Source organism: Pseudomonas sp. SMSB3 (assembly GCF_052041965.1).
Lineage (GTDB): Bacteria > Pseudomonadota > Gammaproteobacteria > Pseudomonadales > Pseudomonadaceae > Aquipseudomonas.
This window is the reverse complement of sequence record NZ_JBKGGV010000012.1, coordinates 75,989-90,898: the sequence shown is the minus strand read 5'-3', so window position 1 is coordinate 90,898 and position 14,910 is coordinate 75,989. Positions and strand designations below refer to the sequence as shown.

Below are 14,910 nucleotides of genomic sequence, written 5' to 3'. Positions count from 1 at the left end.
AACTCCAATGCATCTGGATGGGAACAGGAGCCAATTAAAACAGGCCTGGGTCGAAAAGGCCCGTTTAAATCTCTAATGGCACCTTGCCACCTGATAGGCCACAGGTATTTCTGCGCTGCTCAATCGAGCAGGTCGAGTTGCAGGTATGCCGCCACGGCGTCTGCCGATGCTTGTCTGAGCTTGGGCACACGACCCAGGCACGGCGCCGGCAGCCGCTCTGCCAAGCTGGCCAGGTTCTCTTCAAGGCGCGAGGTTTTCGGTTCGATGATGTTCGCCACCCAACCGGCCAATTGCAGCCCGTCGCGAGCAATCGCCTCGGCGCTGAGCAGCGCATGGTTGATACAGCCAAGGCGCACGCCCACCACCAGAATCACCGGTAGCTGCAAGGCAATGGCGAGGTCCGACAGATTGGCATGATTGGACAGCGGTACACGCCAACCGCCTGCGCCTTCGATCAGGGTGAAGTCCGCTTGCTGTGCGAGCACGTGCACCATGGCCTTGGCCAGCGCCGCGACCTCCAGCGCGATACCGGCTTCGCGGGCTGCCACGTGGGGCGCGATGGCCGGCTCGAAGGCGAACGGGTTGATCTGTTCGTAGCTCAGCTTGATCGAGCTTTCATCGATCAATGCCTGGGCATCGCTGTTGCGCAGTCCCTTGGCGGTCATCGTGCAACCCGAGGCCACCGGCTTGGCGCCCAGGGTGCTGAGCCCTTGAACGCGTGCGGCATGCAGCAGCCCGGCGGCGATGGTGGTCTTGCCCACGTCGGTGTCGGTCCCGGCGATGAAATAGGCCTGGCTCATGTCGCTCCTCTCATGCCTGTGGCTTGCGCAGCACACCATAGACCACTTGATAGGTAGCCGGCAGCCCCTGGGGCTGGCGAAACGCTTCGTAGGCTTGCATCAGGCCCAGCATGCGCGCCCGGCCGGTCAGACCCGCCGGCCGGCCAGGGTTGAGGTTGTGAGCGCCGAGGGCCTTGAGTTCATGGGTCAGGCTGCGCACGTCGGGGTAGTAAAGCACCTGCGCCTCACGCCGCAGAACGAGCGTCTGCAAGCCACTGGCCGCGCACAGGCGCTGATAGTCTTCGAAGCGGCGGAAACGATTGACATGCACCAGGCCATCGACCGCCTGCCAACTGGCCCGCAGTTCATCCAGGGTACCGACACACAGGCTGCTGAATGCCAGTACCCCACCTGGACGCAAGACCCGTTGGGCTTCGTCGAGCACTGCCGCGAGCTGGTCGCACCATTGCACGGCCAGGCTGCTGAACACCAGGTCGACGCAGGCTGCCCGCAGCGGCAGACGCTCGGCGTCGCCGGCCACATGGTGGCGAGCGCCGCCGCGCCGGTTGCGGGCGTGATGCAACATGCCCTCGGCGATGTCTAGCGCAACGCCGCAGGCCTGGTCGAAGCGCTCGTCCAGTACGCGGCTGAAATGCCCGGTGCCGCTGCCCAGGTCGAGCCAGCGCTGCGGTGCCAGGTCGCCAGGCAACTGCTCCAGCAGGCTGATACCGACCGCGCGCTGCAAGGCGGCGACGCTGTCATAACTGGCGGCTGCCCGGGAAAACGAAGCCGCCACCTGGCGCTTGTCCGGCAGGCTGCCAGGCAGGGTCGGACGGGATAGATCAGTCATCGCCACTCTCATGCAGGAAATTCTTGATGCCCGCCGCCAGCTCCTGGGGATACTCCAACAGGAAAGCGTGGGAACTGTCTTCGACCAGCCCGACCTCGACGTCCGGCAGCAGCTCGCTCAAGGCCTTGGCCGCCTCCGCCGGCACCAGCGCGTCGCTGCCGGCAAACAGATGCAACTGCGGCCCGGCATAGGCCTGCAAGGCCTCTCGGGTGTCGAGCATGGCCAGCACCTCGAGCCCCGTGCCAAGGTACAGCGGGTCGGTGTCGGGCACCCCGATGCCCAACTGACGCAGGAGCGTGCGCGGTTGCAAGGCGCCGTCGCTGCACAAACTGCGAAAACGCTTGAGGGTCACTGAGGTATGGCTGCGGCAGCCGTCGACAAACGTGCCGAAGGTATCTTCGGCCATGCCGTGCGGCCAGTCGCTGCGGGCAACGAAGCTCGGGTTGCTGGCCAGGGTGAGCAGGCCGCAGCAATGATCGCCACGCTTGCGTGCCAGCTCGCTGGCCAGCATGCCGCCGAACGACCAGCCGCCCAGCCAGGCATCGCTGGGCAACTTGCGGTCCAGGTAGTCGACCCACGCCTGCACATCGGCGTCGGCCAGTTCCGGCAACGCCGCCAGCTCGACCTGCAGGCGCGGATCTTGTGCGCGCAAGCTGGCGGCCAATGGCTCGAGGGCGGCGCTGCCCAGTCCCCAGCCGGGTAGAAGGATCAAACGATTACGCATCGGCGGCCTCCAGTTGTGGATAACACTCGGCCAATGCATTCAACAATAGCTGCACCTGCGCCTCGCTGTGCGCTGCACTGAGGGTCACGCGCAAACGCGCACCACCAACCGGCACGGTCGGCGGACGAATGGCGGTCACCAGCAGCCCGCGCTTGCGCAGCAACTGCGAGAGCTTCAGGGCCTTGGCGCTGTCACCGATCAGGATCGGCTGGATCGCCGTCGGGCTGTCCATCAGCGCAAGCCCCAGGCGCGCCGCGCCCTCGCGAAATTGCCCGATCAACCCGGCCAGATGCTCGCGGCGCCAGGTTTCGCGGCGCAGCAGCTCGAGGCTCTTGAGGGTGGCGCAGGCCAGCGCCGGCGGTTGGCTGGTGGTATAGATGTACGGCCGGGCGAATTGCACCAGCGCCTCGATCAGCTCTTCGCTGCCGGCGACGAAGGCGCCAGCGGTGCCACACGCCTTGCCCAGGGTGCCGATCAGCACCGGCACGTCATCGATACCCAGGCCGAAGTGCTCGACGATGCCCGCGCCCTGCGCACCCAGGGTGCCGAAGCCGTGAGCGTCGTCGACCATCAGCCAGGCACCACGCGCTCGCGCCACAGCAGCCAAGCCCGGCAGGTCGGCCAGATCGCCGTCCATGCTGAACACCCCATCGCTCACCACCAGGGTATTGCCGCAGGCTTTTTCCAGACGCTTGGCCAGGCTGCTCGGGTCATTGTGCAGGTAGCGGCTGAACCGCGCGCCGCTGAGCAATCCGCCGTCGAGCAGCGAGGCATGATTCAGGCGATCCTGCAGCACCGTATCGCCCTGCCCCAGCAGGGCAGTGATCGCGCCGATGTTGGCCATGTAGCCGGTGGAAAACAGCAGCGCACGGGGGCGTCCGGTGAGCTCGGCCAGGGCTTCTTCCACGGCGTGGTGCGGCGCGCTGTGACCGATCACCAGATGCGACGCGCCGCCACCGACGCCCCAGCGCGCGGCACCGTCCTGCCAGGCCGCGATCACCTGCGGGTGGTTGGCCAGGCCCAGGTAGTCGTTGCTGCAAAACGCCAACAACGCCTGGCCATCGACCACCACCTCGGGGCCTTGCGGGCTCTGCAGCAGCGGTCGCTGCCGGTACAGGTCAGCCGCGCGCCGTTCGGCCAGGCGCGCGGCCAGATCGAAGGCCATCTCAGGCCGATGCTGCGTCGTAGAACAGGGCGGTGCTGCGCTGCTCCACCACGGCCTGCTCGATGGCCGCCTGATGCACTTCGTCGGCATGCTCTTCACGCGCTTCGGGCTTGATGCCCAGGCGGGCGAACAGTTGCATGTCTTTGTCGGCTTGCGGGTTGGCGGTGGTCAGCAGCTTCTCGCCGTAGAAAATCGAGTTGGCCCCGGCCATGAAGGCCAGCGCCTGCATCTGCTCGTTCATTTGCTCACGGCCAGCCGACAGCCGCACGTGCGACTTGGGCATCAGGATGCGAGCCACGGCCAGCATGCGAATGAAGTCGAAGGGGTCGACATCCTGCTCGTTGGCCAGGGGCGTGCCGGCGACTTTCACCAGCATGTTGATCGGCACCGATTCGGGGTGTTCGGGCAGATTGGCCAACTGGATCAGCAAGCCTGCGCGATCGTCCAGCGACTCACCCATGCCGAGGATGCCACCGGAGCAGATTTTCATGCCGGCTTCACGCACATAAGCGAGGGTCTGCAGACGCTCGCTGTAGGTCCGCGTGGTGATGATGCTGGTGTAGAACTCAGGTGAGGTGTCGAGGTTGTGGTTGTAGTAATCCAATCCGGCGTCAGCCAGGGCCAGGGTCTGCTCCTGGTCGAGCTTGCCGAGGGTCATGCAGGTTTCCAGGCCCATGGCTTTGACGCCCTTGACCATTTCCAGCACGTACGGCATGTCCTTGGCAGAGGGGTGTTTCCAGGCAGCGCCCATGCAGAAGCGCGTCGAGCCGATGGCTTTGGCCCGGGCCGCCTCTTCGAGCACCTTCTGCACTTCCATCAGCTTCTGCTTTTCCAGACCGGTGTTGTAGTGGCCGGACTGTGGACAATATTTGCAATCTTCAGGACAGGCACCGGTCTTGATCGACAGCAGCGTCGACACCTGCACGCGATTGGCATCGAAGTGCGCGCGGTGCACGGTCTGCGCCTGGAACAACAGGTCGTTGAAGGGCTGCTGGAATAGCGCCTTGACCTCGGCCAGGGACCAGTCGTGACGTGTTGTTGCAGTTGTGCTGGCGCTCATCGGTGTTTCCTTGTTTAGGCTGTAGCTGGCGCCGAGCAGCAATGCCGTTCAGCGCATCACGGATTGCTCGCATAGTCATGGAAGGCTTATGAACTGTCAACCTTGGTTAAAGTCGCTGGTTTACAAGTGTTTAAATATTAACCACTCATGTTTGTTGTGCGGCGAATCCGCCCAGCAGCCTTACCCGCTGTGCGTAGCCTGCGAACAGGAACTGCCCTGGCTCGATGAGTATTGCCTGCGCTGCGCCCTGCCCCTGCCGATGGCAGGCCTGACCTGTGGGCAATGCAGCCGCCGGCCGCCGGCCTTCGAGCAGGTCGTGGCGCCCTGGCGCTATGGCTTCGCCCTGGACACCATGATCAGCCGTTTCAAGCACCGCAGCCAGTGGCCGCTGGGCCGCCTGTTGGCAGAACTGCTGGGCCTGAATCTGCGGCACCGCTATGCGGAAGGCCTGGCCAGGCCGCAACTGTTGATACCCGTGCCACTGTCGAGACGGCGCCTGCGCGAGCGGGGTTTCAATCAGGCTGGCATGCTGGCCCGCTGGCTGGCCAAGGCCGTGCAGATCGACTGCAAAGAGCAGTGGCTGCTGCGTTCCCGTGACACGCCTGCGCAACAGCGGCTGAACGCCAAGGCTCGGCGCGGCAATCTGCGCCAGGCCTTCGCCCTGAGCGGCGAAGCTGAATTTGCGGATCGGCATGTGGCCATCGTCGATGACGTGATGACCACCGGAGCCACTGCGCAAACCATTGCACAGCTGTTGCGTGAGGCCGGCGCGCGCAGGGTCGATGTGTATTGCCTGGCACGCACGGCAAAACCGGGGCAAGCTTGATGGGTCAGTTTCAGATAGGCGCCATCATGTCCCTGCCCGCCCCGCTTACCCAGCATATCGCCCGCCGCCCGCAGCGCATCGCGCTGCTCCAGCACATCGCCGAGCAAGGCTCGATCACCCGCGCCGCCAAGGCTGCTGGTATCAGCTACAAGGCGGCGTGGGATGCCATCGACGAGCTCAACAACCTCGCCAATCAGGCCTTGGTCGAACGCAGCACTGGAGGACGCGGCGGCGGCGGTGCGAGATTGTCGGACGAGGGGCAGCGGGTGCTGCGTCTGTATCAAAAGATCCAGGCACTGCAGGCGCAGATCCTCGATGCCGCCGAGCACGCCAGCGATCTCGATCTGCTCGGCCGCTTGATGCTGCGCACCAGCGCCCGCAACCAGTTGCAGGGCCAGGTGATCGCCATCGAGCACCAAGGGCGGTATGACCGCATCAGCCTGGCGCTGGCCGGTGGCCTGCAGATAGCAGCCTTGATCACCCCAGACAGCACTGCGCGTCTGGAACTGCACTGCGGTCGCACGGTGGTGGCGCTGCTCAAGGCCGGTTGGGTGCATCTGCTGATGGCGCAGGACGGCGCAACAACGGACGCCAACCTGCTCGACGCCACGGTCGCGGCAATTGCCACTGATGCAGAAGGCCAAGGCGAAGTACGGGTGCTGCTGGAAAACGGCCAGACACTCTGTGCGTTCGCCGATGCACAGTGGCTGGCGCAACGTGACATCAATGAAGGCGCCAGGCTCAAGGTGCAATTTCACCCTGACGCCGTGTTGCTGGGCGTGCCGGTCTAGGTGCTGGCGTCGGGCTGCCAGCCGTACTACGCCACATGCGGTACCATGCCTGAATGCCGCCATTTTCCGGAGCTTCCATGTCTCACCCCTTCGCTACCTTGACCCCCGACCTGGTGCTCGACGCCGTCGAGAGCCTGGGCTTTCTCAGTGACGCCCGTGTGCTGGCGCTGAACAGTTACGAGAACCGCGTGTATCAGGTGGGTATCGAAGGCGCTCAGCCACTGATCGCCAAATTCTACCGGCCCGGTCGTTGGAGCGATGCGGCGATCGGCGAAGAGCATCAGTTCACCGCCGAGCTGGCCGAGTGCGAGGTCCCGGTAGTAGCACCGTTGCAGCATGCCGGGCAGTCACTGTTCGAACACAAGGGCTTTCGCTTCGCGCTGTTTCCCCGGCGCGGCGGGCATGCGCCGGAACCGGGCAACCTCGATCAACTGTACCGCCTTGGCCAACTGCTCGGCCGCCTGCATGCGGTAGGCGCGGCGCGCCCGTTCCAGCACCGCGAGGCACTGGCTGTGGACAACTTTGGCCATGCTTCGCTCGACACCTTGCTCGAAGGCGGGTTCGTGCCCAAGGAGCTGCTGCCTGCCTTCGAGTCGGTAGCCCGCGATCTGCTCAAGCGCGTTGAAGCGGCCTACGCGCGCACGCCGCACCAGATCATCCGCCTGCACGGCGACCTGCACCCGGGCAACCTCATGCACCGCGACGAGGTGTATCACGTGGTCGATCTCGACGACTGCCGCATGGGCCCTGCCGTGCAGGACCTGTGGATGATGCTCGCCGGCAGCCGCGAGGAGCGCCTGGGGCAGTTGGCCGAGCTGATCGATGGCTACAACGAGTTTCACGACTTCGACCCACGCGAACTGGCCTTGATCGAACCGCTGCGCGCCCTGCGTCAGTTGCACTACAGCGCCTGGCTGGCCCGGCGTTGGGACGATCCGGCATTCCCGCCGAGCTTTCCGTGGTTCGGCCAGCCGCGCTATTGGGGCGACCAGATCCTGGCCCTGCGCGAACAGTTGGCAGCGCTGGATGAAGAACCGCTGAAATTGTTCTAGAAGCAGGTGCGGCTCTGTCTACAATAGGCCTCGCTTCACTGAGCAAGGACTCTTCATGCAAGCTGCAAACCTGCGCCGCGGGTATCTCCTGGGCCTGAGCGCCTACATCATCTGGGGCTTGTTCCCCCTTTACTTCAAAGCGATTCAGAGCGTTCCGGCGGTCGAGATCATCGTTCACCGGGTGCTTTGGTCGGCACTGTTCGGCTCCTTGCTGCTGTTGCTGTGGAAGCACCCCGGCTGGTGGCGCGAGTTGCGCGACAACCCGCGCAGGCTGGGTATCCTGGCCCTGAGCGGCACGCTGATCGCCGGCAACTGGCTGACCTATGTCTGGTCGGTGAACAACGGGCGCATGCTCGAGGCGAGCCTGGGCTACTACATCAATCCGTTGATCAATGTGCTGTTAGGCATGCTGCTGCTCGGTGAACGCTTGCGCCGCTTGCAATGGCTGGCAGTGGCCATGGCAGCGGTTGGCGTGGCCCAGCAGGTGTGGCAGGTAGGGAGCTTGCCATGGGTGTCCCTGGCGCTGGCACTGAGCTTTGGCTTTTATGGCCTGATTCGCAAGAAGGCGCCAGTTGCAGCCCTGCCGGGCTTGGTCGTGGAAACCTGGATGCTGGTGCCGCTGGCGCTCGGCTGGTTGCTGCTGCATCCGGCTGCGATGAGCGCACAAGGCGCCTTCTATGGCAGCAGCGAGGCGCTCTGGCTGATCGCAGCAGGCCCGGTGACGCTGGTTCCGCTGGTGTGTTTCAACGCGGCAGCGCGGCATTTGCCCTACACCACCTTGGGCTTCCTCCAGTACCTGGCGCCGACTCTGGTGTTGTTGCAGGCAGTGCTGCTGTTCGATGAGCATTTGTCCCAGAGCAGCCTGATGGCCTTCATCTGTATTTGGGCAGGGCTGGCGGTGTACAGCGTCGATGCCTGGCTGAATTTACGCAAACGCGCCTGATCAAAAGATGATCAAACAGCTGCAGGCCAGGTATCGCAGGGCCTGCAGCAACATCTCCAGAGGTTATCCACACCCTCGTCCCCGCGCTTTGTGCAAAAGCCAAGCAGTATTGTGCAGTTTTTGATCAAACCTCTGCAGGTCCCATGGAATATGGGGTGGCGGCTTGGACCCCCAGGTTATCCACAGGGCCTTCCCCGTAAAAGCGGGATAACCCAGGCGGGCGCTGGGCTCATTCTTCAGAGCGCCATTGCAGCTCCACCATCAAATCATCGGCCAAGCCCTCCAGGCGCCGCTGCAACTCATCCAGCGACAGGGTCAGCGGTAGCGCGAGCAGGGCGTCGGCGCGGAACAACGCCTCATTGCTCATGGGGGCCGGGGTAACTTCGGTGCTCAGACGCTCCACATTCACCCCCTGCTCTGCCAACAGCCGCGTGATATCGCGGACGATGCCAGGGCGGTCGGTACCGACCAGCTCCATGCTGATGGGCTTGCGATCACTGGCAGGCTCCAGGCCGCTTTCAGCGATGAGCACGCGGATGTCTTCTTGCGCCAACCCTTTGAGCGACTTGAGCAATGCTTCATGTCGCGACGCCGGTACTGCGACCCGCAAAATGCCAGCGAACTGCCCCGCCATGCGCAGCATGCGGCTTTCCAGCCAGTTGCCGTCATGTTCGGCAATGCACTGGGCAATCCGCTCGACCTGACCTGCTTTGTCAGGTGCTATAACGGTCAACACTAGATCATCCACTAGCCACCCCCTGCACTGAGCCGCCGACGGCGGCGAAATCGCGTATCGCGTGAGTATAGGCAAGGCGCGGCAACCTGCCGCAGGGCAGAACGGCACACCAATCGTGTACTGTTTCAAGATTTATCTGGAACAATCCACCTCTTTTTTGCGAACATAGCGCGTTCCAGCGTGACCATAAGCGACCAACCGGTCGCAGAACGGCGCTTTTAGTCTGATTTTGCCGCGTCTACCGCTTCATGTAGTATCCCGTGGCGCGGACTACAAAACGTCGTTTGGATGTCTGCCAAGGCGCCTGTGAAAATACGCACACTGTCTGCCAGCCGGTCTGGCAGGCTGCACCCAGCCGCGCTCGGCTCGTTCGCCGAGGGCAAGCACTGGTACGTGTTTAGAGAAGCGCTACAGGCTTAATACAGAAGAGCGAAATAGCTGAGCAGAGTGAGGCAAGCAATGACTGGATACGTTCAAGTCGGTGGCCTTCAGGTCGCCAAGGTCCTGTACGACTTCGTCAACGACGAAGCCATCCCAGGGACCGGCATCGTCGCCGAGCAGTTCTGGGCCGGTGCAGAGAAGATCATCAATGACCTCGCTCCAAAGAACAAAGCCCTGCTCGCCAAGCGCGACGAGCTGCAAGCCAAGATCGACGCCTGGCATCAGGCACGCCAAGGCCAGGCCTTCGATGCCGTAGCCTACAAAGCATTCCTCCAGGAAATCGGCTATCTGCTGCCACAAGCCGAAGATTTCCACGCCACCACCCAGAACGTGGACGAAGAAATCGCCCACATGGCTGGCCCGCAACTGGTGGTGCCGGTCATGAACGCCCGCTTTGCCCTGAACGCCGCCAATGCCCGTTGGGGCTCGCTGTACGACGCGCTGTACGGCACCGACGCCATCAGCGATGAAGGCGGTGCCGAGAAAGGCCAGGGCTACAACAAGGTACGTGGCGACAAGGTCATCGCCTTCGCCCGCGCCTTCCTCGACGAAGCCGCACCACTGGCCGCGGGCTCGCATGTCGATTCCACCGGCTACCGCATCGAAGCGGGCAAGCTGGTCGTCGCACTGAAGGGCGGCAGCAACAGCGGCCTGCGTGATGACGCTCAGCTGATCGGCTTCCATGGCGATGCCGCGGCGCCAACGGCCGTGCTGCTCAAGCACAACGGCCTGCACTTCGAGATCCAGGTCGATGCCAGCACGCCGGTCGGCAGTACCGACGCCGCCGGGGTCAAGGACATCCTGATGGAGTCGGCGCTGACCACCATCATGGACTGCGAAGACTCCGTGGCCGCCGTCGACGCCGACGACAAGGTGGTGGTCTACCGCAACTGGCTGGGCCTGATGAAAGGCGACCTGGCCGAGAACGTCAGCAAGGGTGGCAAGAGCTTCACCCGCACCATGAACCCGGACCGCGAATACGCCGCGCCCAACGGTGGCAGCGTGACCCTGCATGGTCGCTCGCTGTTGTTCGTGCGCAACGTTGGTCACCTGATGACCAACCCGGCGATCCTCGATGCCCAGGGCAACGAGATTCCCGAAGGGATCCAGGACGGCATCTTCACCAACCTGATCGCCCTGCACAACCTCAACGGCAACACCAGCCGCCGCAACACCCGCACCGGCAGCGTCTACATCGTCAAGCCGAAAATGCACGGCCCGGAAGAAGTAGCCTTCGCCGCCGAGATCTTCAGCCGTGTCGAAGACGTGCTGGGCATGCCGCGCAACACCGTCAAGGTCGGCATCATGGATGAAGAACGCCGGACCACGGTCAACCTCAAGTCGTGCATCAAGGCGGCTGCCGAGCGTGTGGTGTTCATCAACACCGGCTTCCTCGACCGCACCGGCGATGAAATCCATACCTCGATGGAAGCCGGCGCCGTCGTGCGCAAGGGCGCGATGAAGAACGAGAAGTGGATCGGCGCCTACGAAAACAACAACGTCGACGTAGGCCTGGCCACCGGGCTGCAGGGCCGGGCGCAGATCGGCAAAGGCATGTGGGCCATGCCCGACTTGATGGCGGCCATGCTCGAGCAGAAGATCGCTCACCCGCTGGCCGGTGCCAACACCGCCTGGGTGCCGTCACCCACCGCCGCCACCTTGCATGCCCTGCACTACCACAAGGTCGACGTGCAGGCACGCCAGCGCGAACTGGCCTCGCGCACCCCAGCGTCGGTCGACGATATCCTGACCATTCCGCTGGCCGCCAATACCCAGTGGTCTGCCGAAGAGATCCGCAGCGAACTGGACAACAATGCCCAGGGCATCCTTGGCTATGTGGTGCGCTGGATCGACCAGGGCGTGGGTTGCTCAAAGGTCCCGGACATTCACGATGTCGGGCTGATGGAGGACCGTGCCACCCTGCGTATTTCGGCGCAATTGCTGGCCAACTGGCTGCGCCATGGCGTGGTCAGCCAAGAGCAGGTGCTGGAAAGCCTCAAGCGCATGGCGGGCGTGGTGGACAAACAGAACGCCGGTGATGCCTCGTACCGGCCGATGGCGCCGCACTTCGATGACAACATCGCCTTCCAGGCCGCTGTCGAGTTGGTGCTCGAAGGTGCCAGGCAGCCCAACGGCTACACCGAGCCGGTGTTGCACCGCCGGCGCCGCGAGTTCAAGGCTCGCAACGGGTTGTAAGGCGCGAGCCACAAAGTAACAAGGGGCGCTGCGGCGCCCCTTTTTGCTAGGCGATTCGTAACTCTGCCTTGACCAGGCTGAGCAACTTGCCCAAGTCCACCGGTTTCAGCAGAAAGTCGACGACGCCCAGGTGCATGACATCCACCGCTTCCTTCACGTCGGTGTCGCCTGAAACCACGATGATCGATAGCGCCGCCCGCTCCGACTCACGGACCTCCTTGATCAGCTCAAGACCATCGGCCGGCTGCATGCGCAGGTCGGTGATCATCAAAGCAATGCGCGGCTCGTAGTGCAGCTTGAGCATCGCCTCCTGCGCACCGTCAGCCGTCATGCACTCGATGCCCCTGCTTTTCAGGTACAGCTTCAAGGCCTCGCTGTTCACCGGATTGTCATCGACAATCAATACCACGGGGCTCGGCGCCAGCGGCGCACTTACCACGGCCAATGCTTCGCGCTCAGCGTCGCTCAGAATGTCGTCATGCTCAGCCATGGTCATCTCGTCAAAAAAATCCCGCTTAAGGTTTAAGACCGCAGAACCGGCGTAACCCGGCTCGCCTTTCGTCGGCTGTTTGACACCGCCATTCATAGACTTACGTCCAATGGGCACCACTGCGTTGTCGGCTGACCATGGATGCCGAGAACAACAAGGCCGGCACCTATATAGATATATATAGTCCGGCGCAGCGATACGGTCAGTGTCATGAGTAAAAAGGACGCCTACAGCCAGGCGGGCAGAACGGCAGTACTGCAGAACATCCAGGGTACCTTGCAGTTCCTCCAGCGCTTCCCGCCGTTCAATCAGATGGAACATGCACACCTGGCGTTTCTGGTGGAGCAGTGCCAGCTGCGCTTCTATGCCCGTGGCGAAAGCATCATCAAGCCGGCCGATGGGCCGGTCGAGCACTTCTATATCGTCAAGCAAGGCCGCGTGGTGGGCGAGCGCCAGCACCTGGTCAAGCCGGGAGTGGAAACCACCTTCGAGATCGCCGGCGGCGAGTGCTTTCCGTTGGCGGCACTGCTCGGCGAACGAGCCACCCGCACCGAACACCTGGCTGGGGAAGATACGTTCTGCCTGGAACTGAACAAGGCGGCGTTCATTCGCATCTTTTCGCTGTCGGAAGTGTTTCGCGATTTTGCCCTGCGCGGTGTCAGCAGCCTGCTCGACCAAGTCAACCAGCAGGTGCGCAACCGCGCCGTGCAGACCCTGGGTATGCAGTACTCGCTCAACACCCCGCTGGGCGAGCTGGCCATGCGCCACCCGGTGGTCTGCGAGCCGCACACACCCTTGCGCGAGGCCGTGCGCCTGATGCACGAACAGCAGGTCGGCAGTATCGTCGTGGTCGACCCGCAGCGTTACCCGATCGGCATTTTCACCCTGCGCGACCTGCGCCAGGTGGTCGCCGCCGCCGACACTGACCTGGCCGCCGCCATCGCGGGGCACATGACCGCCCAGCCCTTTTACCTCAGCCCCCAGGCCAGTGCCTTCGACGCCGCGATCGCCATGACCGAGCGGCACATCGCCCATGTCTGCCTGGTGGATAACCAGCGCTTGTGCGGGGTGGTGTCAGAGCGTGACCTGTTTTCCTTGCAGCGGGTCGATCTGGTGCACCTGGCGCGCACGATCCGCCACGCCCCGCGTCTTGATGCCCTGGTGCAATTGCGCGGCGAGATTGGTCAGCTGGTCGAGCGCATGCTCGCACATGGCGCTTCCTCGACGCAGATCACCCAGATCATCACCCTGCTCAACGATCACACGGTGTGCCGCGTGATCGAACTGGCCCTGGCCGAACGCGGCGACCCCGGGGTGCCGTTCAGCTGGTTGTGCTTCGGCAGCGAAGGGCGCCGTGAGCAGACCCTGCATACCGATCAGGACAACGGCATCCTGTTCGAGGCCAACGACAGCGCCGACGCCGATGCCATTCGCGCGCGCCTGCTGCCATTGGCACAGTACATCAATCAGTGCCTGGCGCAGTGCGGCTTCAGCTTGTGCCAGGGCAACATCATGGCCGGCAACCCCGAGCTATGCCTGTCGCGCAATGAATGGGCCAACCGCTTCGCCGCCTTCGTGCGCGAGGCCAGCCCGGAAAACCTGCTGGCGTCGAGCATCTACTTCGACCTGCGGGTGGTCTGGGGAGATGACAGCGGGTGTGAACAGCTGCGCCGCCAGCTGCTCGAGCAGGTAGCCGACAACCGCATCTTCCAGCGCATGCTGGCCGCCAACGCCTTGCGCCAACGCCCGCCAGTCGGTCGCCTGCGCGAATTCGTGCTCAGCCGCCAGGGCGACGACAAAGCTGCCACCCTCGACCTCAAGGTCCAGGGCCTGACCCCGTTCGTCGATGGCGCCCGCCTATTGGCGTTGGCCAACGGAATCGGCGCGTGCAATACCCTGGAACGCCTGCGCCAGTTGGTCGCCAACGGTGTGATCGATGGCTTCGATGGCGCCGCCTTCGAGGAGGCCTACCACTTTATCCAGCAGACCCGCATGCAACAGCACCAGCGCCAGACCCGTAGCAACCTGCCCTATTCCAACCGTGTCGACCCGGACAGCCTCAACCACCTGGACCGGCGCATCCTGCGCGAGTCGCTGCGCCAGGCGCAACGCCTGCAAAGCAGCCTTTCCTTGCGGTACCAGCTGTGAGCCTGTTCGCCTGGCTGCGCCCCGCCGGGCCACTGCTGGACGATGCCTTGCGCCAGCGCCTGGCCCGCCTGCCGTCGGCACTGCCACTGGGTGTCTGCTCCCTGCGCGAACAGCGCTGGGTGGTGCTCGACCTCGAAACCAGTGGCCTCAACCTCAATCGCGATGAAGTGCTGTCGATCGGTGCCGTTGCCATCGCCGATGGCGCCATCGATTTTTCCCAACAGTTCGAGCGCACCCTGCACCGCCCGCAGGTCAAGACCAGTGCCAGTGTGCTGATTCACGGCCTGGGGCCAAGCGCCCTGGCCGCCGGTTGCGACCCGGCCGAGGCCTTGCTCGATCTGCTCGAGTTCATCGGCAACAGCCCGGTGCTGGCCTTCCATGCGCCCTTCGACCAGCGCATGCTGGCGCGCGCCTTGAAGCACAGCCTCGGGCATCGCTTGCAGGTGCCCTTCATGGACGTCGCCGAACTGGCGCCGATGCTCAACCCCGACACCGTGCTGCGCGAAGCGGGCCTTGACGACTGGGTGGCGCGCTTTGGCCTGCAGGTCGATGAGCGCCACCATGCCAGTGCCGATGCCCAGGTCACGGCTGAACTTGCGCTGATTCTGTTCAGCCAGGCTCGACGCCAGCAGTTGGACAGTCCGCTGCAACTGGAGCAGCGCCTGCGCGATTGGCGTCGCCGCGCGGTGCCGGCCTACGGCTTATGAAC

Annotated in this window: 14 protein-coding genes; 7 read left to right on the top strand and 7 right to left on the bottom strand. The window is 63.8% G+C overall.

Translation table 11 applies throughout. The annotated features are described in order from the left end of the window. Positions 1-119 precede the first annotated feature (119 nt). Genes bioD through bioB form a run of 5 tightly spaced genes read right to left on the bottom strand, consistent with a single transcriptional unit; the run spans position 120 to position 4,578 of the window. Positions 120-800: a dethiobiotin synthase gene (bioD, locus tag ACLEJW_RS18695; protein WP_440778031.1), complete on the bottom strand. Its 681-nt coding sequence runs from the start codon at positions 798-800 to the stop codon at positions 120-122. 10 nt (positions 801-810) lie between these two features. Further along, the gene (gene bioC / locus ACLEJW_RS18690) at positions 811-1,629 is read right to left on the bottom strand and encodes a malonyl-ACP O-methyltransferase BioC (protein ID WP_145183576.1); all 819 of its coding nucleotides are present in this window, start codon (positions 1,627-1,629) and stop codon (positions 811-813) included. Beyond that, positions 1,622-2,353, bottom strand: coding sequence for an alpha/beta fold hydrolase (locus tag ACLEJW_RS18685; RefSeq protein ID WP_313455081.1), 732 nt, complete (start codon positions 2,351-2,353; stop codon positions 1,622-1,624). Before ACLEJW_RS18685 ends, bioC begins: the two co-directional genes overlap by 8 nt. Further along, the gene (gene bioF / locus ACLEJW_RS18680) at positions 2,346-3,518 is read right to left on the bottom strand and encodes an 8-amino-7-oxononanoate synthase (protein WP_145183582.1); all 1,173 of its coding nucleotides are present in this window, start codon (positions 3,516-3,518) and stop codon (positions 2,346-2,348) included. Before bioF ends, ACLEJW_RS18685 begins: the two co-directional genes overlap by 8 nt. A 1-nt stretch (position 3,519) precedes the next feature. Further along, entirely contained in the window at positions 3,520-4,578 is a 1,059-nt protein-coding gene (gene bioB / locus ACLEJW_RS18675; RefSeq protein WP_313295939.1) for a biotin synthase BioB, read from the bottom strand. Positions 4,579-4,666: 88 nt separating this feature from the next. Between bioB and ACLEJW_RS18670 the strand changes: the two genes are divergently transcribed. The 4 genes from ACLEJW_RS18670 to rarD all read left to right on the top strand — a co-directional run bounded on the left by ACLEJW_RS18670 (position 4,667) and on the right by rarD (position 8,190). Further along, positions 4,667-5,404 carry a ComF family protein gene (locus ACLEJW_RS18670; protein ID WP_313455077.1) on the top strand — a complete coding sequence of 246 codons (738 nt, stop codon included), beginning with the start codon at positions 4,667-4,669 and terminating at the stop codon, positions 5,402-5,404. Positions 5,405-5,430: 26 nt separating this feature from the next. Then, entirely contained in the window at positions 5,431-6,195 is a 765-nt protein-coding gene (locus ACLEJW_RS18665) for a TOBE domain-containing protein (RefSeq protein WP_313455075.1), read from the top strand. A gap of 77 nt (positions 6,196-6,272) precedes the next feature. Next, positions 6,273-7,247 carry a serine/threonine protein kinase gene (locus tag ACLEJW_RS18660; protein WP_313295945.1) on the top strand — a complete coding sequence of 325 codons (975 nt, stop codon included), beginning with the start codon at positions 6,273-6,275 and terminating at the stop codon, positions 7,245-7,247. Between the two features lie 55 nt (positions 7,248-7,302). Beyond that, positions 7,303-8,190 carry an EamA family transporter RarD gene (gene rarD, locus ACLEJW_RS18655; protein WP_145183597.1) on the top strand — a complete coding sequence of 296 codons (888 nt, stop codon included), beginning with the start codon at positions 7,303-7,305 and terminating at the stop codon, positions 8,188-8,190. Positions 8,191-8,419: 229 nt separating this feature from the next. On the opposite strand, the gene ACLEJW_RS18650 is transcribed toward rarD, so the two are convergent. Next, a complete protein-coding gene (locus tag ACLEJW_RS18650; RefSeq protein ID WP_313455072.1) occupies positions 8,420-8,938 on the bottom strand; it encodes a glycine cleavage system protein R in 519 nt (172 codons plus the stop codon). Positions 8,939-9,385: 447 nt separating this feature from the next. Here ACLEJW_RS18650 and ACLEJW_RS18645 point away from each other — a divergent pair, with 447 nt between their 5' ends. Further along, positions 9,386-11,563 (top strand): malate synthase G, encoded by a 2,178-nt coding sequence (locus tag ACLEJW_RS18645; RefSeq protein ID WP_145183603.1) that lies wholly within the window; start codon positions 9,386-9,388, stop codon positions 11,561-11,563. A 46-nt stretch (positions 11,564-11,609) separates the two neighbouring features. Here ACLEJW_RS18645 and ACLEJW_RS18640 read toward each other — a convergent pair whose 3' ends face one another. Then, a complete protein-coding gene (locus tag ACLEJW_RS18640; RefSeq protein ID WP_145184965.1) occupies positions 11,610-12,149 on the bottom strand; it encodes a response regulator in 540 nt (179 codons plus the stop codon). A gap of 114 nt (positions 12,150-12,263) precedes the next feature. Here ACLEJW_RS18640 and ACLEJW_RS18635 point away from each other — a divergent pair, with 114 nt between their 5' ends. Continuing rightward, complete coding sequence (locus ACLEJW_RS18635; RefSeq protein WP_440778030.1) at positions 12,264-14,201, top strand: DUF294 nucleotidyltransferase-like domain-containing protein; 1,938 nt, start codon at positions 12,264-12,266, stop codon at positions 14,199-14,201. Then, on the top strand, positions 14,198-14,908 hold the full coding sequence (locus ACLEJW_RS18630) for a 3'-5' exonuclease (protein ID WP_440778029.1): 711 nt from the start codon (positions 14,198-14,200) through the stop codon (positions 14,906-14,908). Before ACLEJW_RS18635 ends, ACLEJW_RS18630 begins: the two co-directional genes overlap by 4 nt. Positions 14,909-14,910: the final 2 nt, after the last annotated feature.

What these genes read in the sequence shown, in the direction of transcription:
- ACLEJW_RS18665 (WP_313455075.1), top strand. Translation starts at nt 5,431, where the DNA reads ATGTCCCTGCCCGCCCCGCTTACCCAGCATATCGCCCGCCGCCCGCAG.
- ACLEJW_RS18660 (WP_313295945.1), top strand. Translation starts at nt 6,273, where the DNA reads ATGTCTCACCCCTTCGCTACCTTGACCCCCGACCTGGTGCTCGACGCC.
- ACLEJW_RS18685 (WP_313455081.1), bottom strand. Translation starts at nt 2,353, where the DNA reads ATGCGTAATCGTTTGATCCTTCTACCCGGCTGGGGACTGGGCAGCGCC.
- bioF (WP_145183582.1), bottom strand. Translation starts at nt 3,518, where the DNA reads ATGGCCTTCGATCTGGCCGCGCGCCTGGCCGAACGGCGCGCGGCTGAC.
- bioC (WP_145183576.1), bottom strand. Translation starts at nt 1,629, where the DNA reads ATGACTGATCTATCCCGTCCGACCCTGCCTGGCAGCCTGCCGGACAAG.
- ACLEJW_RS18640 (WP_145184965.1), bottom strand. Translation starts at nt 12,149, where the DNA reads ATGAATGGCGGTGTCAAACAGCCGACGAAAGGCGAGCCGGGTTACGCC.
- ACLEJW_RS18645 (WP_145183603.1), top strand. Translation starts at nt 9,386, where the DNA reads ATGACTGGATACGTTCAAGTCGGTGGCCTTCAGGTCGCCAAGGTCCTG.
- bioD (WP_440778031.1), bottom strand. Translation starts at nt 800, where the DNA reads ATGAGCCAGGCCTATTTCATCGCCGGGACCGACACCGACGTGGGCAAG.
- ACLEJW_RS18670 (WP_313455077.1), top strand. Translation starts at nt 4,667, where the DNA reads ATGAACTGTCAACCTTGGTTAAAGTCGCTGGTTTACAAGTGTTTAAAT.
- ACLEJW_RS18635 (WP_440778030.1), top strand. Translation starts at nt 12,264, where the DNA reads ATGAGTAAAAAGGACGCCTACAGCCAGGCGGGCAGAACGGCAGTACTG.
- rarD (WP_145183597.1), top strand. Translation starts at nt 7,303, where the DNA reads ATGCAAGCTGCAAACCTGCGCCGCGGGTATCTCCTGGGCCTGAGCGCC.
- bioB (WP_313295939.1), bottom strand. Translation starts at nt 4,578, where the DNA reads ATGAGCGCCAGCACAACTGCAACAACACGTCACGACTGGTCCCTGGCC.